Origin of the sequence: Psychrobacter sp. AOP7-C1-14 (assembly GCF_052376135.1) — a bacterium.
GTDB lineage: Bacteria > Pseudomonadota > Gammaproteobacteria > Pseudomonadales > Moraxellaceae > Psychrobacter.
Map to the genome: position 1 here is coordinate 26,130 of NZ_JBQSVH010000022.1, position 19,856 is coordinate 45,985.

Sequence of the window (19,856 nt, forward strand, 5' to 3'; positions counted from 1 at the left end):
AAACCCCTTAATAGGGGTTTTTTAGTTCTATATTATCTATCAGTTTGGATGCAGTGGTAGCTAGTTCGCTAAGAGTAATTTTTTTATTAGGGCTAGACTGCTTTTATCTACGTCAGGTTAAACTCAAGAAATATTAAGTTCATACTCTTTCATTTAAATACTCTTTGAACAGTTTAAAGTGACCTTTCACCTGTCTTTTAACATTCTTAGATTTATGCACTTCTGAAACCCTGAAGACGTAACTAATATAATTTCTTTTGCCTATATAGGTAAACCTAGAATGAAGCGTTCTTCTATAAATTTTAGTGCCGTTCTGATTATTATTTTCTTCAAGTTTCCTGTAATGTGCTGAACGCATGCGAATAGCTTTTCTCAATTTACGGTTATATCTAGAAATACCTGTATCTCTGAGAAATACTTGCTCGCCATCGTATAATAACCCTAAATACTGAAGTTTACTTGGATGGTTGTAACTAACGTTATTAATATCATAGTCCACAACTCCATTTTTGAAAGCAACTCTTTGAGTCTTTTTGCTATTGAGCTGGATTTTTAATTTCGCTATTTCATTGAGTATGAAATTCGTGAGGTGAGGTTCATATTCTTTTCTTACAATAAAAATCATGTCATCACTGTATCTAAAATATTTACCATTAATGCTTTCCAAATAGTTGTTTATATTTTTATCAAAATCCATCATATAAATATTTGATAATAATCCACTTAGAGAAGAGCCTTGAGGTATTCCTTTTAGAGATGTGTTAGTACTAATTAATCCTTTACCTCTAACCCTACTTCGGAAATCTTTGGAGTTACAAAGCACCCTATGACGTTTATGTAAAGTTTTGGAGTTTAAAGAGAGTCCAAACTCATCGTAAAGTAATACTTTATCCACAGCTGCAAATCTAGTAAGAGATTTATAAATTTTATAGTGATCATCTGGTAAACGACCCTCACCTAATAGTAAGCGCCAGTTATCTATAAGTATTTGATGATCAAGGTTATCGAAAAACTTCGAGACATCGTAGCATAGTACAATACAATTTTTTTGTTGAGAAATGATAGAAAAAACATCTCTACTGAAATGAATATTGCATTTAGAAACTACTTTATTATTGATGACTCTTTCCACTTTCCTATAAGCTAAAATGCAATCTTCTAAACCATTTCTAGAGAGATAATCCTCGTAAGGCCCTTCTAGCAATTTCGCATAATATGCATATATATCACTATCAAAATGACTGGCATAACTTATGAGTCTAGTTTTAGATTTGGTGACAGCATATTTCTTAGCTTTTTTATATGAAATAAATGGATAAAGAGAAGACGACATAAGTCTAGGTGAACTGATGACAGGTTTATAGTTTAATTTAGGATGTAGATAGCTTTTCTCAATTTTTTTATCGATTAAATCGTACGATATGAAAGGATAAAAAGAGTGCTGAATGATGTTAGAAGGGTGTGTGACATAGTCGTATAAATAGGCAGGTGAACGCTTTTCATCAAAATGTAAATAATTACGTTCTTTTTGCTTATTTTTAAAAAAAGATTTGTCTATTGAGCTCATTAGCTTATTGCCAACTTAAGAGGGTCGGATGACTGTAATCCTTAACTTCTTTAGAAGCACCCCTCAAAAGTCTACGTCTCCTTCTAAAACTACAAAGGCGACCTCCTCGCGGTACAGTCCAACATGTAAGAGGAAATGCGATATGCTCAACATAATAATCTTGATAAATATACTGGTCGTATACATAACAAATGATTATACAGCGGCTCAAATTAGCATTCTAACGTTAGAATGGTCATTTGGGACGTTCATCCGAAAATTGACATATGCAACCATCTAAGCTAAACCTAGATGCACGTCTATTCTCAAATATTTCCCTATTTTTGTCAAGAAATATCTATTTGAGAACGTAGGTAGAATTCGTAATAGTGAATAAATGATGTGGTAAATTGCATAAGTTACTAAACTTGCTTATCAGAAAACCATATTTTTCTTAGGTCAGCATAAAAAATAATTAAATACAAAATTCTAAGCTAGAACACCTTTTTTACTTCACTCAACGTACAAGAATATAAACCAATATCAGCCATGCAGTTTGCTTATTTATTGGGGGGATTACCTAGCCCTCATTTGCTATACTAACCTAACTTTTATCAATCAAATTTTTTCTTATACATTCCTCCAAAACAGCACGGTAGTCTTATGAAATTCTCAAAGTTCGGTCAAAAATTCACCCAGCCCACTGGCATCTCACAATTAATGGACGATCTAGGCGATGCGCTAAAAAGCGATCAGCCAGTCAACATGCTGGGTGGTGGCAACCCTGCCAAAATTGATGCCGTGAATGAGTTGTTTCTGGAGACTTATAAAGCGCTTGGTAATGACAATGACGCAGGTGTGCCCAATAGTAGCGCCATTGTTAGCATGGCGAACTACTCTAATCCACAAGGGGATGCCGCCTTTATCAATGCCTTGGTTGGCTTCTTTAACCGTCATTATGACTGGAACCTGACAGCAGAAAACATCGCCCTGACCAATGGCTCACAGAACGCGTTTTTCTACCTGTTTAACCTATTTGGTGGCGCTTTCACTAATGAGAAGAATGAGTCTGTCGACAAATCTATCCTGCTGCCATTGACCCCTGAGTATATCGGCTATAGCGATGTGCATGTCGAAGGTCAGCATTTCACAGCCGTACTGCCACATATCGATGAAGTAACTCATGATGGCGCAGAAGGCTTCTTTAAGTATCGTGTGGACTTTGATGCATTAGAGAACTTGCCAGCGCTACAGGAAGGTCGTGTCGGCGCGATTTGCTGCTCACGCCCAACCAACCCAACTGGCAACGTGTTGACCGATGACGAAATGGCGCATCTGGCCGAGATTGCCAAACGCTATGACATACCGCTTATCATCGATAATGCCTATGGTATGCCCTTCCCTAACATCATCTACTCTGATGTTAACCTAACATGGGACGACAATACGATTCTATGCTTTAGCCTATCTAAGATTGGCCTGCCTGGCATGCGTACGGGGATTATCGTGGCGACTCCTGAAGTCATCGCTGCTGTTAGCTCGATGAATGCCGTGGTCAATCTAGCGCCGACGCGTTTTGGTGCCGCGATTGCCACGCCATTAGTAGAAAACGACCGTATCAAGCAATTATCAGATGACGATATCAAGCCGTTTTATCAACAGCAGGCGAGCCTAGCTGTGAAGCTGTTAAAAGAAGCATTGGGGGATTACCCACTGATGATTCATAAGCCTGAAGGCGCAATTTTCTTATGGTTATGGTTTAAAGACTTACCGATTACCACGGTTGAGCTATACGATATTTTAAAAGAAAAAGGTACACTCATCGTACCAAGTCAGTACTTCTTCCCTGGTGTCGATGTCAGCGATTATCAGCACGCGCATGAGTGTATTCGTATGAGTATTGCGGCTGATGAGCAGACACTGACTGATGGTATTAAAGTGATCGGTGAAGTGGTACGTGAGTTGTATGATGAAGCCAAAAAATAAGATTGGCTGCTAAAATAATAATTTCAAATAGCAAAAAAAACGGACTTTAATAGTCCGTTTTTTTATGGCGTTTGGTCAATGAAGTCGATTTGTTGGTTGGTCGAAATATGGTCGTCCATTTATTTAAGCCATAAAGCACATAAGATAGCATACAAGTATTGATCAAATCACGAATACTCGCGATAATCTGTTTACGGTTTAAACCCGTCAGACCTAGCGATTCAATCGTCTCTCGATTGTCCAAGTACTCACCCAACAGCGCAATACAAGTCACAACGATCACAGCGATAAATGACCGAATACCTTGGCTTTTGATGATAGGTCGCAGCAGCACTAGACACATCAAATACACACCGACACCGACATAGATATGCAAGGCATCTTTCGCCAGCCCTGTCGCTTCGATAATACTCATTTTAAAGGCGGTAAAATCCACGATATATTCCAAATATAAGCGAGCATAAAAAAGGCAGATTATACAATTGATAATCTACCTTCTACTACATTAAATAGTCACTTCACGTCTATCAACTGCTTACACATTCCACTCTACAAAGTTCTTGAGCAGTTGCAAGCCCGCAGTGTGGCTTTTTTCTGGATGGAACTGGGTGGCAAATAGATTGTCTTGGATCACACTGGCACAGAACGGTTTACCATAGTCACATACCGCCGCCACTTGTGAGCGATCGGCAGGCTCACAGTAATAACTATGTACAAAATAGAAGTGGGCATGGTATTCGATACCATCCCAGAGCGGATGGTCCAAATCCATACCGCTAATGGTGTTCCAGCCCATATGCGGTACTTTTATCGTCGCACCCTGCTTGTCTTTCCACGTAGGGTTAAACGCTTCTACAGTACCGTTTAAGATACCCAAACAGTCCGTGCCACCATTTTCAGCTGACTGCTCAAACAACGCCTGCATGCCTACACAGATGGCCATAACGGGCTTGTTAAATACAGCGTCGCGTATGACCTCATCAATGCCTGCCTCGTGCATACCAACGATACAGTCACGCATCGCACCCACACCAGGAAAGACAATCTTGTCTGCCGCCGCGACGACTTTTGGGTCATTGGTGATAGATACTTCTGCTCCGACTACCGATAGGGCTTTGCTAGCAGAGTGCAGGTTGCCCATACCATAATCTAATAGTGCTACTTTAGTGACTTTAGCCATTAAAAAGCCTCTTTAGTAGATGGCAAGGTGTTTAGCGCACGCTCATCATATTCACAAGCCATACGTAACGCACGAGCAAAGGCTTTAAAGGTTGATTCGATTTGGTGATGGCTGTTTTTGCCTTTGAGGTTATCCAAATGCACCGTCATCCATGAGTGGTTGACGAACCCATAAAAGAACTCACTGAACAAATCAACATCGAAATTACCCACATGCGAGCGAGTAAAAGGAATCTCCATATGCAGACCTGGACGGCCTGATAGATCGACAACCGCACGGCTAAGCGACTCATCGAGTGGCGCATAAAAATGCCCATAACGACGGATGCCTTTTTTATCACCCAGCGCTTTGTTGAATGCTTGCCCAAGCGTAATACCAGTGTCTTCCACACTATGGTGATCATCAATAAAGGTGTCGCCATTACATTTAATCTCTAAGTCAAACAAACCGTGACGCTTGATTTGATCAATCATATGATCCAAAAATGGTACGCCAGTATCGACCGTGCCTTTACCTGTACCATCAAGATTAACGGTACAAGAAATTTGCGTTTCGGCTGTATTACGCTCAACGGTCGCGATACGTTCAGGGCGACCATATAGGTTTACGTTTTTTGACTCAGTTTGCTCAGGTGTGGCAGCAGTCGTCGTTGCATTGGCTGTCATGGCTACTCTCTATCAGTTTTTTATCAGTGAAAAGCGGTCAATAAATAAGGCAAAAATATGCCCAAAATATTTTACTAGTGTCTGGGTCCGCCCCTAGCAAAAATGTATTAGAAAATGATATATACAAAAGATATCAACATATTAGGGCTTATATACCCTACATATTATATAACCTCATCATAGCAAACCCTAACATTTACTGCCACGACCAAGCGGTAAACCACGCACAAAATCACTTCATTCTGCTAAAATAGTGTGTTCAGTATTATCAATCATCACTCGCACTGACTTTAAAGACCTTTACTTGCGGCACTACACGCTATGACACCGTGCTGTGCCATGTCATACTGCTATTTTATATGATAAAAACCATCTGTTTATAGGAACTGCTATGCCTTTAGAAGCGATCGCCATTAATAGTTTGGATGCGCCACTTATCAAAAAACCTGCTCGCGACAATGAACTGTCAGAGCGCTTGCAGGCATTATACGATAGCGATGATGCGCAGCCTGATGGTCTAGAAGTACTAGATATCGTTAAGCAAGGGTTTCAACGTGGACAGTATCTCTATGTCGGTATGTTCAATGACAAGCCTATCGCTGCGGTCGCTTGCTTTGATGATGGGCAAACCAATGCTAAGCGTCTGCAATATCTCACCGTGCATCCAGAGAACCGTAAACGTGCTATCGATGCTAAGTTTATTAAATTGGTCTATGATTGCGAAGTAAAAAAAGGCGTACGTGAATTTGTCCCTGCGGACGCTGATATTCATCGCATCATGAGCGAGTACGAACTATTACGTGTAAAGGACTAAATCGAGTGCTAAAACGATTAATTTTGCCAATATCTGATTATTTATCGTCTTTTATCAGATATTATGCAAAAACAGCTTGACAGAAGCGCGTATATTTAGTTTAATAGCGACCTCAACGAAGACGGCTCGATAGCTCAGTAGGTAGAGCAACGGATTGAAAATCCGTGTGTCGGCAGTTCGATCCTGCCTCGAGCCACCATTCGTTAATAGAATTCTAAAAGCCCTGAACAGCAATGTTCGGGGCTTTTTTTATTAGCAAGTTTTACTGTATTCTTTAGCGTTCATTCTATCCATGCACTTCTCTTACGCCTATAGCCGACCACGCAAAAGTAAATCACAGCGCTCACGCGAATCCAAGTCATAGATAGTCGCGCGGTAATCAATACCATGACGCCCTTCAAAAAATATCACTCGATCACCCACTGCTAAAAAACAAGACGTGCGCGCATCGTAGATAAAGCCATCTATCACAAATGCCAAATCACGATCTATCTCGCGTACCGTATAAGTTTCACTTTGTGGGACTAAACGTTCAAACCACGCGCTATGAGCAGTCGTATTGGCTAGTACGCTTATTGTTAGCAACAGCCATACTGCCGATATATTGCTAGGTAATAAAAAACGGTTCGGCTTCGTGACACTTATCTTATTTCTGAACATAACATTTCTCGTAGCGCTCATCATATTAATAGCTTTCATACGTCTCAAAGCTAACTTTATCATAACCATTTTCACTTATCGCTTTTGATGCTAAATACCTACTGTCACGGTTGTATAACATTTCTATCCTGTTTTCTAAACAGCTTGGCTCAGTATACTCAATAACCATATATGAGTAGATAAAAATAATAGGTCAGAGATATGAGAGAGTTTGATTACGACTTGGATTATAAGCATTTAGATTTGCGCGCTCAGCCTGAGTTGTACCGTGTCGGTCGCGGTGAGCAAGGCGTATTACTGGTAGAACCTTATAAGTCTGAGATTTTACCCCATTGGCGGTTTGCGACTCCTGACATTGCCACAGAGAGCAGTGAGGCTATCTATCAGATGTTTTTAGATTACTTGGCTGACGATGACTTCGTTGGTGCAGATATGGCGCGCAAGTTTATTCAAATGGGCTATACCCGCGCTCGTCGCTATGCCAATCATAAAGGCGGCAAAAAATATAAAGGCGCGGTACCTGATGATAAAAAAGGTCAAAGCGGTGCCCATGGCCGCGAAGAGTTACCGCGACAAGAGGAAGATCCAGTCAAAGCAGAGTCAGCACGAATTTTTAAAGTTAAATGGGACGAGTGCCGAGAGAACGAAAATTATCTAAGAATGAAAAAAGAGCATCGTGAACGCTACAAAGATGTCGATTAATTGCTGGTACTCAGAACACTAAGCACAACAGATAACTAATTTGTCTGGTCTTAGAACGCCACTGTGCTAAGGTATGCTCAGTATAATAAATATAACGATATCCAATAGTGAGGAACAATGAATAAGCAGCTTTTAATTTTTGATTTTGATGGAACGCTCATTGATAGCGTACCCGATCTGGCCGATGCAACCAACGCTATGCTAACCACATTGGGAAAAGATACCTACCCTATCGAAACGATACGTAACTGGATAGGCAATGGCTCACGCTTGCTCGTGGAGCGCGCTTTGGTTGGTAAAGTAGAAGTAGCAGACGGCGAGCTCACGGTCGAGGAAGCCGATCACGCAGAGCAAATATTTTTTGAGGCTTATAAGAATCTCAGTGGTAGCAAAACGGTTGCCTATCCAGATGTCGATGACGGACTCAAAAAGTTGCACGAAGCTGGCTATACTCTCGCCTTAGTCACCAATAAACCTATTCGATTTGTACCGAAGATATTGCAGTCATTTGGCTGGCAAGATTTATTTAGTGAGGTAATGGGCGGTGACAGTTTACCTTTCAAAAAACCAGATCCTACACCCCTGCTACACGTCTGTGAGGCTCTTAACTTTAGTGCCGAGCAGGCAGTTATGATTGGAGATTCTAGAAACGATATGTTGGCTGGTCAAAACGCCAACATGGACACGCTCGGTCTGTCTTATGGTTATAACTACGGGCAAGATATTCGCGAATTAAACCCAACTGAAGCATTTGATCACTTCACTGACTTGGTTGATTGGATTATGAAACATAAAATCTAGTCTATAAACAACCTATCGAATCGTCATGGTGTCACTTGCTCAAACAAAGATTATGTTTTACTGCGATAGCTCAGCGCCTCAGATACATGAGCGCTATTGATATCGGTACTGTTGGCCAAATCTGCGATTGTACGCGCAACCCGCAATACTCTGTGATAGCCACGCGCAGACAAATTCAAACGCTGCTGAGCAAGTTGCAATAACTGCTTTTCATTGTCGCCTAGCTGGATATATTCATCAATTTCGCTAGGGCTAAGCTCATTATTAACCTTTTGCTGGCGCTGCATTTGATGCTGATGCGCAACGACTACGCGAGCCCGTACCTGTTCTGACGTTTCACCTACCTGACTGTTTTGCAAATCAGCAATCGGTAATGCAGGTACGGTAATATGCAAGTCGATACGATCTAAGAGAGGTCCAGATAATTTGTCTTGATAGCGTTTGATTTGCTCAGGTCGGCAACGACATCGTCCTGATGTATCGCCGTCATAGCCACATGGACAAGGATTCATCGCGGCGACCAGTTGAAAATTCGCCGGGAAGGTCATTTGAGAGTTAGCACGACTAATAGTAATTTGCTTGGCTTCTAATGGCTGACGCAATACTTCCAGTACACTTCGATCAAATTCTGGTAACTCATCAAGGAATAACACGCCTTTATTGGCAAGTGTAATTTCACCTGGCTTCGGTCGTGAGCCACCACCGACTAATGCTACAGCTGATATCGTATGATGTACTTGCCTAAACGGCCGCGTCCCATAGTCATAATCGCTGTCTGCCACCGAATAGGTACTGGCAACTTCTAGCGCATCCTCATCACTCAAGTCTGGCAATATCGTTGGTAGTCGTGATGCCATGAGCGTCTTTCCAGAACCTGGTGGCCCTGTAAATAACAATGAATGACCACCAGCGGCGGCTATCTCTAACGCACGCCGAGCATGATGCTGTCCTTTGACATCCGCTAAGTCCACTTGATAGCCGATATGTTGCGTTGCAGGGCTTGGCTGTACCACTGACAAACTCTCATAGTTTGCACTTGGGTCAACGAGCGACTGTAGATGGTCACAAACTGCTTTTAGACTCTGTACAGCTAGTATCGTTACGCCATCAACGCGGCTGGCCTCACGGCCATTATCAATCGGTACGATCAGCTGCGGTGTTGTCGGCGGCGAGGTATTTGGATTGTTTTGCCCTTGCTCATTCGCTGCTACCTGCGACAATGCTAATGCCAATTTCTCAGCTTTGATTGCTCGTGCGACTGCCAAACTACCAGTTACTTGTCGCAATTGACCATTGAGCGCTAATTCGCCAATAAATTCAAACCCTGATAGCACCTCTGGCTCAAGCTGTCCGCTTGCTGCCAGTATGCCGATAGCAATCGGTAAGTCTAGACGCGCACCATCTTTGGGTAAATCGGCAGGGGCTAGGTTAATTGTAAGGCGGCGATTGGGAAACTGGAAACCTGAATTAAGAATGGCAGAACGCACCCTGTCTTTACTCTCACGCACGGCGGCCTCAGGTAGCCCAACGATAGTCAGTGCAGGCAGTCCTTGCGATAGATGCACTTCAATGATGACCTTAGGTGCATGTAGGCCAACCACCGAACGGGTATAGACTTGGGCAAATGACATCAGTATCTTCCTAATACAGAGTGTCATTGATAATAAAGTATTATTTATCAACGCGCAAACGTCGTGTTTTATTGCCGGTATAGAAGAACTATCAAAACCTCAGCATCGTTCTGGTTTTGAGGTTTTGATGTGTAAATAAAGCTCTACTTTAATGTTTAAGAATACTCACCGACCACCACACTATCAGCAAGGATTTGCTATACTAGCTACTATATATTTAGCAATACATACTGCTGCCGATGATGTATTCAAATCTTATTATTAATCATTGATTCAAGCGAAAACGAATACCAAATTCGAAATCATTGATAATATATAAACCAGTAGTAACTAGAGTCAAAATGAGGAATACCGCATGACAGACTATCCAGAACAGAACACTCAGCAGCCCTACAACCGTGCGGATGAGGCTCCTACAACTGTGCGCCCTGTTACGCAGCCTGACAACCCTTATGCCAGTACACGTGGCAGCATTACTAGTAAGCAGCTACCAGCTTTTGATGAGGCAATTATCAATAAGTACAATCGCTCGGGACCGCGTTATACCTCTTATCCGACTGCTCTAGAGTTTACCCCCATACCGGATAGTCTTGAAACAAGTAGTCTTGAGACTGTCAACCTTGAAGCAAAAATCTTACAGAATCGTGAAGCGCGTGCGCCCTTGTCGCTATACTTTCATATTCCATTCTGCCGCCACCTTTGCTACTACTGTGCTTGTAATAAAATTATTACTAAAAAAAATAGCGACTCTGGTGACTATCTGCAGTATTTAATCGCTGAAATCACCCATAAACGCCGTTTGTTATCTGCGCCAGAAGGTAGCGACAAACCATTGGTCAAACAGCTACATTTGGGCGGTGGTACGCCAACGTTTCTACGTGATGAAGAGATGGTACAGTTGTGGGAGTTTTTGCAGACTCAGTTTGAGTTTTTACCAGAGGATGAAGGTGATTACTCTATCGAAATTGACCCTCGTGAGCTGAGTGAAAACACCCTAAAGATATTGCGTAACCTTGGCTTTAATCGTATCAGCTTAGGCGTACAAGATTTAGATGAAACGGTGCAAATCGCCGTTAATCGTGTGCACTCAGCAGAGCTTATTGAGAATGTTTTAACAGAAGCACGTGAGCTGGGTTTTCATTCTATTAATATCGATTTAATTTATGGTTTGCCGCATCAAACCCCTGATACTTTGAACAAAACCGTCAATCGTATTATAGAGATGTCACCAGATCGCTTGTCTGTCTTTAACTACGCGCATTTGCCTGAGCGATTTAAAGCGCAGCGTCAGATAAAAGATGAAGACCTACCTAGTCCAGCTGCCAAACTTACGATGCTCGGCAGTACTGTCAACACACTAACCGAAGCTGGCTATCAATATATCGGTATCGACCACTTTGCCAAACCTGATGACGAGTTGGCTATTGCACAGCGCGAAGGTAAGTTACATCGTAATTTTCAGGGCTACACCATCATGGGAGACTGTGATTTATTGGGCTTTGGTGTTTCTTCCATTAGTCAGATTGCCAATGCCAATACCCGCTATATTTTGCAAAATGATACTGATCTACAGGACTATCAGACCAAAGTTAACATGGCAAAAATTAACCCGACGGTTATGCCAGCGGTCAAGTACATTAAAACCTCCATCAAAGACCGCTTGCGTGAATATGTCATCATGAACCTACTGTGTCATGATTATCTCGACTTCAAAGATGTGAATCAAAAATTTGGTATCGATGCCATCACATACTTTATTGATGAGATTCAGCAGTTAGGCACTATGCAAGACGATAGACTAATCGATATGGATGCAGCAGGTATCCGTGTCTTACCTAGAGGCCGCTTGCTGGGTCGCAATGTCGCCATGGTATTTGATGAGTACTTAGAAAAAAAACATAAAAACCGCTTCTCAAAAGTTATCTAAACTAGAGAGCTTTTAGTTTAATCATTAGGTATAAAAAAGACCTCACTTGAGGTCTTTTTTAATATTACGATGATTTTTTAAACTTTAAATTTATCGCCCACCATACCTTTCACAGTACTTAGGATATCTGCTGGCAACACTACCATTTTTGAGTTGTCAGACTCCGCCAGTTGGCGAATAGACTTGATGTACTGCTCGCCAAGTAAGTAAACAATAGGCATTTCTTCATCCCCCATCGAAGCTGTAATAAGACGGATCGACTCCTCTGAACCTCTGGCCAGTACCACCTGCGCTTCAGCATCGCGGCGTGACGCTTCAAGACGTCCATCTGCTTCCAATATAGCCGCTTGTTTCTGACCGTCAGCACGGGTGACCGTCGCTCGACGTAAACGCTCTGCTGCTGCTTGCTCTTCCATAGAGGCTTGCATGGTTTGCGATGGGTTAATATCTTGAATTTCTACCGTCTTTAAAGTAATACCCCAATCTGCGATGTCTTCTGAAATTGCTTGTTTGAGTAATGTCTTGATCTCATCACGACTCGATAAAGCATTATCAAGGTCCATCTCACCAATAATCGAACGCAATGATGTTTGTACTAGATTACGGATACCATGCTCATAATCTTCAATACCGTAGACCGCTTTGTCTGGACGTATAATGTTGATATAAGCGACAGCATTAGCAATGATGACCACGTTATCGCGGGTAATAACCTCTTGCGATGGGATATCTAGTACGATGTCTTTGGTAGTGACTTTATAGGCGATTCTATCCACAAAAGGAATAATAAGGCTGAAGCCAGGCTCTAGGGTTTGTTGATATTTACCTAGACGCTGCACGACCCACTTGTACCCTTGCGGGACAATGCACACGCTTTTAAAGACAGTAAAAACCACCAATGCTGCCAATACCAGCATCACGATACCGCCGCCATTTAAAATATTTAAGATGCTACTCATAAGACTCTCCTTGATCTTCGCCTTGTTTGCCAGCGACGTGATTTATGTCCTTTTTTATCTTGATTTAAAAATATTCGGTATATCATACGTATCATTTGCTAGTGCCTGTCTCTGCGGGATCAGGTTTGTGCAAACTCAGTTTATTCCCGTTAGATTTTTCGGTAGACATTTGGTTATTTGCAGGCACTTGATTATGTGCAGGTGCTTGGCTGTTGACTGTCGGTGTAATAGTTGGACGTACGGTTTTAGGGGCTTGGAGGCGCTGCGTAGGCGCAACGACTAGCTCATCACCGACTACCTTTAAGACAACCACACGATCGCCCATCTCGACATTTACGCCTGCTGTACGGCAAGGCCACTCATCTGCCCCCCAAATGGGCACGTTAAAGCGCACCATACCAGGGATACCTTTTTGTGGCTTAACGACGATCATACCTGTCTCGCCAATGACCAAATTACTGCTTTGCGCCGTCTTTTTTCGGTTCATAGACAGTGGCTTGATGTATTTGACCCAAGCAAACATAAACACAACCGAAAGCGTCAGCCATATCAGCACTTGAAACAATAATGGAATAGGAAGTAACCACGCTAAGGCGGCAATGCTTACAGCGGCTACGCCAAACCACAAACTAGCAAACGTCGGTACGAACATCTCAACGATTAGTAATGAAAAGCCCAATACCAACCAATGCCAAGGCTCAATCATCCAAAGTATCTCCATCCTTGCCACCATTCCTATCTTTGTCATTCCTGTTTTTAATGTAGCACATTTTTAAGGATAACAATGCTTTAACAGTGATGGTATATTGTTTGTTAGGTATTAGAAATTTGCTAAGTTAGAAACGTTATCATAATATTCAAGCACAAAAAAAACGACCACTTGAAGTGATCGTTTCTTTGTTATAGCTATCTAGCTAATTATTTTTTTTCTAAAAAATTAGAATTTTAGCTGTGCGCCAACAGTCATAAGATCTACATCATCACCTAGCATGTCGTATTCAGCTTCTACACTGAAATCAGAGTTTACTGCGTAACCTAGACCTACACCACCAGCAATGTTGGTATCATCGTCTGAGAAATCAGAGGCACCAACAAAGTTGGTATTATCAGCTTCGATCTCAGTTTTTGCAACACCTAACTTACCTTTAGCATATAGACCGCTGTTTGGGAATGCGTAACGGTAAGTACCATAAGCGCCATACGATTTAGCATCAATGTCGCCGCCTCTATAGTCAGCATCATCTGAACCTACATACTCAGCTTCGATACCGAAGTTAGGATCAAAGTTATAACCAGCAGTTACACCATATGCAGTTGGGTCATCAGCACCATCGACATCTAGATCGAATTGACCAACTTTAGCACCAACATACGGTTGACCTGTATAGCCATTACCATAACCAACGGCAGCTTGTGCACCTACAGTCAATAAAGAACCAGTTGCTAGTGCAAGTATTGTTTTTTGTAGAGTTTTCATAATTAGCTCCTTGAAAGAAATTTGGACAAACAAGTTATTTATTTATATTGGCCTTGTGGCCCTATCGCCTTGTCTGCTAACGATGAATACATAGTAACAAACTATTTCAGACACTCTGTCAGTGTTTAATGGTACGAGAGTTAAGATTTGAAAGCGTTTATCAGCGTGTGGGTTACAAAGGCTTAGATATGAAACCTTTTGTTACATCCACCCAGTTTATGCAATAATCCGTACTCATTTCACGGTTTTCTTACTAGGCAAGTCAGCTAAATATGACCTTTATAACGATAATCAGAGAGAAAAAATGCAAAATTCTATTAATGAGCGTTTGCAAACCGTACTTGGTGATCTAAAAACAAAGCAACAGTATCGTCAACTACCAGACTTGCAACATAATGGACGTTACGTGATTAGCAAAGGCAAAGCTCTACTTAATATCGCGAGTAACGACTATCTTGGCTTGGGTGGTGATACAGAGCTGCAAGCTGAGTTTCTTGCTCAAGTAGGACAGTTATCTGCTACACATGCTCCCAAAATGAGTGCCACCTCCTCGCGCCTACTTACAGGCAATGATATACAGTTGCAAGCCTTAGAAGAGGAACTGCAAGACTGGTATCAAAGTGCAATAGAAAAACAGAGTTTAACCGACTCAAAATCTGTGTTGGTGTTGAACAGTGGCTACCATGCCAACCTAGGTATCTTGCCAGCATTGACAGCTTTGCCAGTCAAGACGCTTATTTTGGCTGACAAGCTAGTTCATGCCAGTATTATTGATGGGATGCGTCTAAGCCAAAACAAGCTTGTCGCCTATCGTCGTTACCGTCATAACGATTATGAGCACTTGGCAAAACTCATTGAACAAGCAGACGAGACGGTTGAACGCATCATTATTGTCACCGAGAGTGTATTTAGTATGGATGGTGACCGTGCTGACTTGCCTCAACTCGTACAACTAAAAGCCAAAAATGATCGTATTGAGCTGTATATTGATGAAGCTCATGCTGTTGGAGTGCTTGGCAATACAGGTCTAGGATTGGCGGAAGAAACGCATACCTTGGCTGATATTGATTATTTGGTGGGCACTTTTGGTAAAGCATTTGCTTCAATAGGTGCTTATATAATGTGTGATGAAGTCATCAAACAATGGCTGATCAATGCCATGCGTCCACTGATTTTTAGTACTGCACTCCCTCCGATAAATCATGCTTGGACACGATTTATATTAGCAAAAATGCCGACCTTAACTCACGAACGTGCGCATCTAGCACAGTTGTCTACTACACTTAGTCAAGCCATTGATCCACAGCACCGTGTGTTACCGTCCTTGCAGGATATACACTACGAGTCTCCTATCGTGCCTTATATATTAGGCGATAACGCAAGTACGCTTGCCAAAGCACAACAGTTGCAAGCTGCTGGATTTTACGCGCTCCCTATCAGGCCGCCTACTGTACCTGCAAATACTGCTCGCATTCGCTTAGTTATGAATGCCAACTTGACTAATAAAGACTGCGAGCGATTGATACAGCAGCTGTAGCGTCTCGTTTAACGCAAACATTATTTCTACTATTGGTAGATAACTGGCTCACTTGGATATCATAAAGCCTATGACAACACTCGACACCTCTAATGAACTCAGTGTTAGAAAACAGACCATTGCTCGCCACTTTGCTAATGCAAGCGACTATGACCAGCATGCCAATATTCAGCAGACCGTTTGTCAGTACTTACTAGAAAACATTGCTCATACCGAACAGAGCAGTGTGTTAGAAGTGGGTGCAGGCACAGGGCAAATGACGCAACTACTCACTGATAATATCCAAAGCCAGCATTGGCTTATTAATGAGTTATGTAGAGAACAGACTGCGACATTGCAATCAATACTACCTACTGCAAGAATCATTATTGGCGATGCTGAAACCATAAATTTAGCAGAAAATCATAGCTTGATAGTCAGTGCTAATGCGGTGCAATGGTTTGATAATCCATTGAGTTTCGTCACACAATCAGCGCAGCGTCTACAATCTGGAGGACAGCTAGTCTTTAGCACTTTTACGCCAAACAACTTTTTGCAAATTAAAACTCTCACTGGTCAAGGGCTTTACTATCCAGATATTGATGAATGGCAATTGGCATTGGACAGTACCAACTTTGAAGATGTCGAACTCTCGATTCAACGCTATGATTTACCATTTCTGTCCCCTTATGCTGTCCTAAAACATATGAAACTCACTGGCGTATCGACCAATCAAACACAAGTCAGGTCAGACGGCACTAAAACATTTATGTGGACAAAATCTCGTCTACAGCAATTTGAGTCAGACTATTGGCAACATTTTTCAGAAAAGGACGAAGCAGGACAGCTCGTGGTTAATTTAACTTATGAAGTGCTCACAGTGAGTGCGTTTAAATCATAAGCACGCATCTTAATTAATAAAAAAAATAGCTAGTAGGAATAGTAGCCGATAGGAAAAATAGCCATAAAAAAACGCACCCCGAAGGATGCGTTTTTTGATTTAATCAGTTAGTAGCCGTATTATTTCTTGTCTTCGTCTACTTCAGTAAACTCAGCATCAACGACGTCGTCATCTGCTTGGTTGTTATCAGCTGCACCTTCAGCACCTTGTTGGAACTGGCTTGGGTCCATACCTTCTGCACCAGCGCCGCTATCAGCGTAGATCTTCTGGCTGATTGGCAAGAATGCATTGTCTAATGCTTCAAGCTTAGCTTTGATTTCATCATGGTCATCTTCTTTCGCTGCTGCTTCAAGCTCAGTGACAGCAGATTCTACTGTTGATTTTTCTTCATCAGTTACTTTATCTTCTGCTTCTTTTAGTGCTTTTTGTACAGCATGAATACGACCATCTGCTTCGTTACGAACTTGCGCTAGGTTAGCGAACTTCTCATCTTCAGCAGCGTTAGCTTCTGCATCTTGTACCATTTGTTCGACTTCTTCGTCCGACAAACCAGAATCTGCTTTAATCTGGATACTTTGTGCTTTACCAGTACCTTTATCTGTTGCAGAAATGTTCATGATGCCATCAGCGTTGATGTCAAAAGATACTTCGATTTGCGGTAGGCCACGTGGTGCTGGTGGAATATCCGTCAAGTCAAAACGACCAAGCATTTTGTTTTGGTTAGCGATTTTACGCTCACCTTGATATACCTGAATCGTTACTGCTGGCTGGTTGTCTTCAGCAGTTGAGAATACCTGTGATTTCTTAGTAGGAATCATGGTGTTTTTCTCAATAACTGGCGTCATAACACCACCCATCGTTTCGATGCCTAGCGTCAATGGTGTTACATCAAGTAGTAGTACGTCAGTTTTGTCACCAGACAATACGGCACCTTGAATCGCTGCACCAGCTGCAACTGCTTCATCAGGGTTCACATCTTTACGTGGCTCTTGACCGAAGAAATCTTGTACTTTTTGCTGTACTAGTGGCATACGAGTCTGACCACCGACTAAGATAACGTCATCGATGTCGCCAATTTTTAGACCAGCATCTTCAAGTGCAGTCTTACAAGGACCCATAGTGCGCTGTACTAGGTCTTCAGTTAAGCTCTCAAGTTTTGAGCGGCTGATAGTCACAACCAAATGCTTAGGACCACTGCTATCAGCAGTGATGTATGGCAAGTTCACTTCAGTGCTTTGTGCACTTGATAGTTCAATCTTCGCTTTTTCAGCCGCTTCTTTTAGACGCTGCATCGCAAGAGAGTCACCCTTTAGGTTTACATCTTGCTCTTTTTTGAATTCAGCAACTAAGAAGTCAATCAATGCTGAATCAAAGTCTTCACCACCTAGGAAAGTATCGCCGTTAGTCGCTAGTACTTCGAACTGTTGCTCGCCGTCTACGTCTGCGATTTCGATGATTGAGATATCGAAAGTACCACCACCCAAGTCATATACAGCAACCGTGCTATCGCCTTGCTTCTTGTCCATACCATAAGCAAGTGCAGCAGCAGTTGGCTCATTGATGATACGTTTTACATCAAGACCAGCAATTTTACCAGCATCTTTAGTTGCTTGACGCTGCGAGTCATTGAAGTAAGCAGGTACTGTTACAACTGCTTCAGTCACACTCTCACCAAGATAGTCTTCTGCTGTTTTTTTCATTTTCTTCAAGATTTCAGCAGAAACCTGTGGTGGTGCAAGCTTTTTGCCGTTGATTTCTACCCATGCATCGCCGTTGTCTGCTTTAGCGATTTTGTAAGGAACCATGCCGATATCTTTTTGTACAACTTTGTCATCAAAACGACGGCCGATCAAACGCTTGATCGCAAACAAAGTGTTGCTTGGGTTGGTTACTGCTTGACGTTTAGCTGACTGACCAACAAGCGTTTCGTCATCTTTATAAGCGACGATTGATGGTGTTGTACGGGTACCTTCAGCATTTTCGATAACTTTAACTTTGTCACCTTCCATTACTGCTACACACGAGTTAGTAGTACCTAAATCAATACCAATTACTTTACCCATAATCAATTGCTCCTAATTTGTTTTTAACAATAAATACTTATTTATCCAGACCGTAGTCGGTCACTTGTTGCTATATATCGGTTTACCCGTTGTATTTTTCAAGGCGATAATCACGCAAAAACTATGTTTCATGTGATTTTTTGTGAAAAGCCTTCATATTAGTAGGGTTTAGCCCTAAAAATATTACTGACCAACACGAACCATAGCTGGACGCAGTAGACGACCGTTTAGGCTATAGCCTTTTTGTAAGACCGTACCAACCGTATCTGCCGCTGCGTCTGGATCGATACCTACTGCTTCATGGAAGTCAGCATTGAATTTTTCGCCTTGTGGATCGACCACTTCTACGCCATGTTTGGTCAATACTGCTACCAACGCTTTGTGCGTCAACTGAACACCTTCAGCAACTGGATCATTGGCATCAGCGTTTTCGATAGCACGCTCTAAGTTATCAACGATGTCTAACAATTCTTTAGCAAACTTCTGTAGCGCAAATTTTTTGCTCTTATCCGCTTCTTGTTCCATGCGTTTTTGCGCATTATAAGCTTCAGCATTAGCGCGTGCAGTACCTTCTTTAGCTTGCTTTACTTCGCCTTCCAGCTCGGCAATACGTGCTTTGAAAGTATCAAGGTTGATTTCGTTTTCGATAGTCGCTTCTTCACCTGAATTATTCTGTGGATCAAACTCTTTCATGGTTTCTTCTAAGATACTGTCATTCTGATCAATATTCTCATGTGCCACATTCTGGTCAAGATTTTCGTGGTTCGGGTTTTGCTCGCTCATGATAGCTCCTTGGAATTTCAATAATGAAGATTAAGATACGGCATAGTAGACCGAATAATTGCTGATCATACTATGCCATTATTAAATGCTCGATAATTCTGACTCATTGTTTTTTTAATACGCTCTAATAGCTGCTTGATAAAGGTGATGAAGACAAATTTCAAGCCTAAAGCAAAGGATTTTTTACCATTTAGGACAAATATTAGTGAAGTATTATCTTGAACGTAAATTTAAGATTTTGCTTC

At 41.9% G+C, this 19,856-nt stretch carries 18 protein-coding genes and 1 tRNA gene; 8 read left to right on the plus strand and 11 right to left on the minus strand.

All coding sequences use genetic code 11. The features are described from left to right. Positions 1 to 139: 139 nt before the first annotated feature. Complete coding sequence (gene drt2, locus ACT3QN_RS12085; protein ID WP_444523318.1) at positions 140 to 1,567, minus strand: antiviral reverse transcriptase Drt2; 1,428 nt, start codon at positions 1,565 to 1,567, stop codon at positions 140 to 142. Positions 1,568 to 2,209: 642 nt separating this feature from the next. Between drt2 and ACT3QN_RS12090 the strand changes: the two genes are divergently transcribed. Next, on the plus strand, positions 2,210 to 3,532 hold the full coding sequence (locus ACT3QN_RS12090) for a valine--pyruvate transaminase (RefSeq protein WP_444523317.1): 1,323 nt from the start codon (positions 2,210 to 2,212) through the stop codon (positions 3,530 to 3,532). A 46-nt stretch (positions 3,533 to 3,578) separates the two neighbouring features. Here ACT3QN_RS12090 and ACT3QN_RS12095 read toward each other — a convergent pair whose 3' ends face one another. The 3 genes from ACT3QN_RS12095 to hisB all read right to left on the minus strand — a co-directional run bounded on the left by ACT3QN_RS12095 (position 3,579) and on the right by hisB (position 5,377). Next, a complete protein-coding gene (locus ACT3QN_RS12095) occupies positions 3,579 to 3,968 on the minus strand; it encodes a hypothetical protein (RefSeq protein WP_444523316.1) in 390 nt (129 codons plus the stop codon). 99 nt (positions 3,969 to 4,067) lie between these two features. Beyond that, positions 4,068 to 4,712 carry an imidazole glycerol phosphate synthase subunit HisH gene (gene hisH, locus ACT3QN_RS12100; RefSeq protein ID WP_444523315.1) on the minus strand — a complete coding sequence of 215 codons (645 nt, stop codon included), beginning with the start codon at positions 4,710 to 4,712 and terminating at the stop codon, positions 4,068 to 4,070. Continuing rightward, positions 4,712 to 5,377 (minus strand): imidazoleglycerol-phosphate dehydratase HisB, encoded by a 666-nt coding sequence (gene hisB / locus ACT3QN_RS12105; RefSeq protein WP_444523314.1) that lies wholly within the window; start codon positions 5,375 to 5,377, stop codon positions 4,712 to 4,714. Before hisB ends, hisH begins: the two co-directional genes overlap by 1 nt. A 391-nt stretch (positions 5,378 to 5,768) precedes the next feature. Between hisB and ACT3QN_RS12110 the strand changes: the two genes are divergently transcribed. After that, positions 5,769 to 6,191, plus strand: coding sequence for a hypothetical protein (locus tag ACT3QN_RS12110; RefSeq protein ID WP_444523313.1), 423 nt, complete (start codon positions 5,769 to 5,771; stop codon positions 6,189 to 6,191). Positions 6,192 to 6,314: 123 nt separating this feature from the next. Continuing rightward, positions 6,315 to 6,390, plus strand: a tRNA-Phe gene (locus tag ACT3QN_RS12115). Positions 6,391 to 6,500: 110 nt separating this feature from the next. On the opposite strand, the gene ACT3QN_RS12120 is transcribed toward ACT3QN_RS12115, so the two are convergent. Beyond that, positions 6,501 to 6,851: a hypothetical protein gene (locus tag ACT3QN_RS12120; RefSeq protein ID WP_444523312.1), complete on the minus strand. Its 351-nt coding sequence runs from the start codon at positions 6,849 to 6,851 to the stop codon at positions 6,501 to 6,503. 201 nt (positions 6,852 to 7,052) lie between these two features. On the opposite strand from ACT3QN_RS12120, the gene ACT3QN_RS12125 reads away from it, so the two are divergent. Continuing rightward, positions 7,053 to 7,553, plus strand: a complete 501-nt coding sequence (locus ACT3QN_RS12125; RefSeq protein WP_444523311.1) for a DUF4385 domain-containing protein — start codon at positions 7,053 to 7,055, stop codon at positions 7,551 to 7,553. Between the two features lie 117 nt (positions 7,554 to 7,670). Further along, entirely contained in the window at positions 7,671 to 8,354 is a 684-nt protein-coding gene (locus ACT3QN_RS12130; RefSeq protein ID WP_444523310.1) for a phosphoglycolate phosphatase, read from the plus strand. Positions 8,355 to 8,404: 50 nt separating this feature from the next. On the opposite strand, the gene ACT3QN_RS12135 is transcribed toward ACT3QN_RS12130, so the two are convergent. Continuing rightward, the gene (locus ACT3QN_RS12135; RefSeq protein ID WP_444523309.1) at positions 8,405 to 9,985 is read right to left on the minus strand and encodes a YifB family Mg chelatase-like AAA ATPase; all 1,581 of its coding nucleotides are present in this window, start codon (positions 9,983 to 9,985) and stop codon (positions 8,405 to 8,407) included. 355 nt (positions 9,986 to 10,340) lie between these two features. Between ACT3QN_RS12135 and hemN the strand changes: the two genes are divergently transcribed. Continuing rightward, entirely contained in the window at positions 10,341 to 11,912 is a 1,572-nt protein-coding gene (gene hemN, locus ACT3QN_RS12140; protein WP_444523308.1) for an oxygen-independent coproporphyrinogen III oxidase, read from the plus strand. 77 nt (positions 11,913 to 11,989) lie between these two features. Here the strand turns inward: hemN and ACT3QN_RS12145 are convergent, their stop codons facing one another. From ACT3QN_RS12145 to ACT3QN_RS12155, 3 genes are all read right to left on the minus strand, one after another. Then, positions 11,990 to 12,871 (minus strand): SPFH domain-containing protein, encoded by an 882-nt coding sequence (locus tag ACT3QN_RS12145; protein WP_444523307.1) that lies wholly within the window; start codon positions 12,869 to 12,871, stop codon positions 11,990 to 11,992. A gap of 91 nt (positions 12,872 to 12,962) precedes the next feature. Continuing rightward, positions 12,963 to 13,592 (minus strand): NfeD family protein, encoded by a 630-nt coding sequence (locus ACT3QN_RS12150; RefSeq protein ID WP_444523306.1) that lies wholly within the window; start codon positions 13,590 to 13,592, stop codon positions 12,963 to 12,965. 216 nt (positions 13,593 to 13,808) lie between these two features. Beyond that, positions 13,809 to 14,348: a porin family protein gene (locus ACT3QN_RS12155; protein WP_444523305.1), complete on the minus strand. Its 540-nt coding sequence runs from the start codon at positions 14,346 to 14,348 to the stop codon at positions 13,809 to 13,811. A gap of 304 nt (positions 14,349 to 14,652) precedes the next feature. Here ACT3QN_RS12155 and ACT3QN_RS12160 point away from each other — a divergent pair, with 304 nt between their 5' ends. Both ACT3QN_RS12160 and ACT3QN_RS12165 read left to right on the plus strand, forming a co-directional pair. Beyond that, positions 14,653 to 15,885 carry an 8-amino-7-oxononanoate synthase gene (locus tag ACT3QN_RS12160; protein WP_444523304.1) on the plus strand — a complete coding sequence of 411 codons (1,233 nt, stop codon included), beginning with the start codon at positions 14,653 to 14,655 and terminating at the stop codon, positions 15,883 to 15,885. A 70-nt stretch (positions 15,886 to 15,955) separates the two neighbouring features. Next, positions 15,956 to 16,765 carry a methyltransferase domain-containing protein gene (locus ACT3QN_RS12165; protein ID WP_444523303.1) on the plus strand — a complete coding sequence of 270 codons (810 nt, stop codon included), beginning with the start codon at positions 15,956 to 15,958 and terminating at the stop codon, positions 16,763 to 16,765. A 119-nt stretch (positions 16,766 to 16,884) separates the two neighbouring features. Here ACT3QN_RS12165 and dnaK read toward each other — a convergent pair whose 3' ends face one another. Next, positions 16,885 to 18,828, minus strand: coding sequence for a molecular chaperone DnaK (dnaK, locus tag ACT3QN_RS12170; protein WP_444520068.1), 1,944 nt, complete (start codon positions 18,826 to 18,828; stop codon positions 16,885 to 16,887). 183 nt (positions 18,829 to 19,011) lie between these two features. Further along, a complete protein-coding gene (gene grpE / locus ACT3QN_RS12175; RefSeq protein WP_444520067.1) occupies positions 19,012 to 19,611 on the minus strand; it encodes a nucleotide exchange factor GrpE in 600 nt (199 codons plus the stop codon). Between the last annotated feature and the right edge of the window lie 245 nt (positions 19,612 to 19,856).

Excerpts from the sequence above, each read along its gene's own strand:
- ACT3QN_RS12145 (WP_444523307.1), bottom strand. The coding sequence starts at position 12,871 with ATGAGTAGCATCTTAAATATTTTAAATGGCGGCGGTATCGTGATGCTG.
- dnaK (WP_444520068.1), bottom strand. The coding sequence starts at position 18,828 with ATGGGTAAAGTAATTGGTATTGATTTAGGTACTACTAACTCGTGTGTA.
- ACT3QN_RS12125 (WP_444523311.1), top strand. The coding sequence starts at position 7,053 with ATGAGAGAGTTTGATTACGACTTGGATTATAAGCATTTAGATTTGCGC.
- ACT3QN_RS12135 (WP_444523309.1), bottom strand. The coding sequence starts at position 9,985 with ATGTCATTTGCCCAAGTCTATACCCGTTCGGTGGTTGGCCTACATGCA.
- ACT3QN_RS12110 (WP_444523313.1), top strand. The coding sequence starts at position 5,769 with ATGCCTTTAGAAGCGATCGCCATTAATAGTTTGGATGCGCCACTTATC.
- hemN (WP_444523308.1), top strand. The coding sequence starts at position 10,341 with ATGACAGACTATCCAGAACAGAACACTCAGCAGCCCTACAACCGTGCG.
- ACT3QN_RS12165 (WP_444523303.1), top strand. The coding sequence starts at position 15,956 with ATGACAACACTCGACACCTCTAATGAACTCAGTGTTAGAAAACAGACC.
- ACT3QN_RS12150 (WP_444523306.1), bottom strand. The coding sequence starts at position 13,592 with ATGGAGATACTTTGGATGATTGAGCCTTGGCATTGGTTGGTATTGGGC.
- hisH (WP_444523315.1), bottom strand. The coding sequence starts at position 4,712 with ATGGCTAAAGTCACTAAAGTAGCACTATTAGATTATGGTATGGGCAAC.
- ACT3QN_RS12160 (WP_444523304.1), top strand. The coding sequence starts at position 14,653 with ATGCAAAATTCTATTAATGAGCGTTTGCAAACCGTACTTGGTGATCTA.
- ACT3QN_RS12120 (WP_444523312.1), bottom strand. The coding sequence starts at position 6,851 with ATGTTCAGAAATAAGATAAGTGTCACGAAGCCGAACCGTTTTTTATTA.
- grpE (WP_444520067.1), bottom strand. The coding sequence starts at position 19,611 with ATGAGCGAGCAAAACCCGAACCACGAAAATCTTGACCAGAATGTGGCA.
- ACT3QN_RS12090 (WP_444523317.1), top strand. The coding sequence starts at position 2,210 with ATGAAATTCTCAAAGTTCGGTCAAAAATTCACCCAGCCCACTGGCATC.
- hisB (WP_444523314.1), bottom strand. The coding sequence starts at position 5,377 with ATGACAGCCAATGCAACGACGACTGCTGCCACACCTGAGCAAACTGAG.
- drt2 (WP_444523318.1), bottom strand. The coding sequence starts at position 1,567 with ATGAGCTCAATAGACAAATCTTTTTTTAAAAATAAGCAAAAAGAACGT.
- ACT3QN_RS12155 (WP_444523305.1), bottom strand. The coding sequence starts at position 14,348 with ATGAAAACTCTACAAAAAACAATACTTGCACTAGCAACTGGTTCTTTA.
- ACT3QN_RS12130 (WP_444523310.1), top strand. The coding sequence starts at position 7,671 with ATGAATAAGCAGCTTTTAATTTTTGATTTTGATGGAACGCTCATTGAT.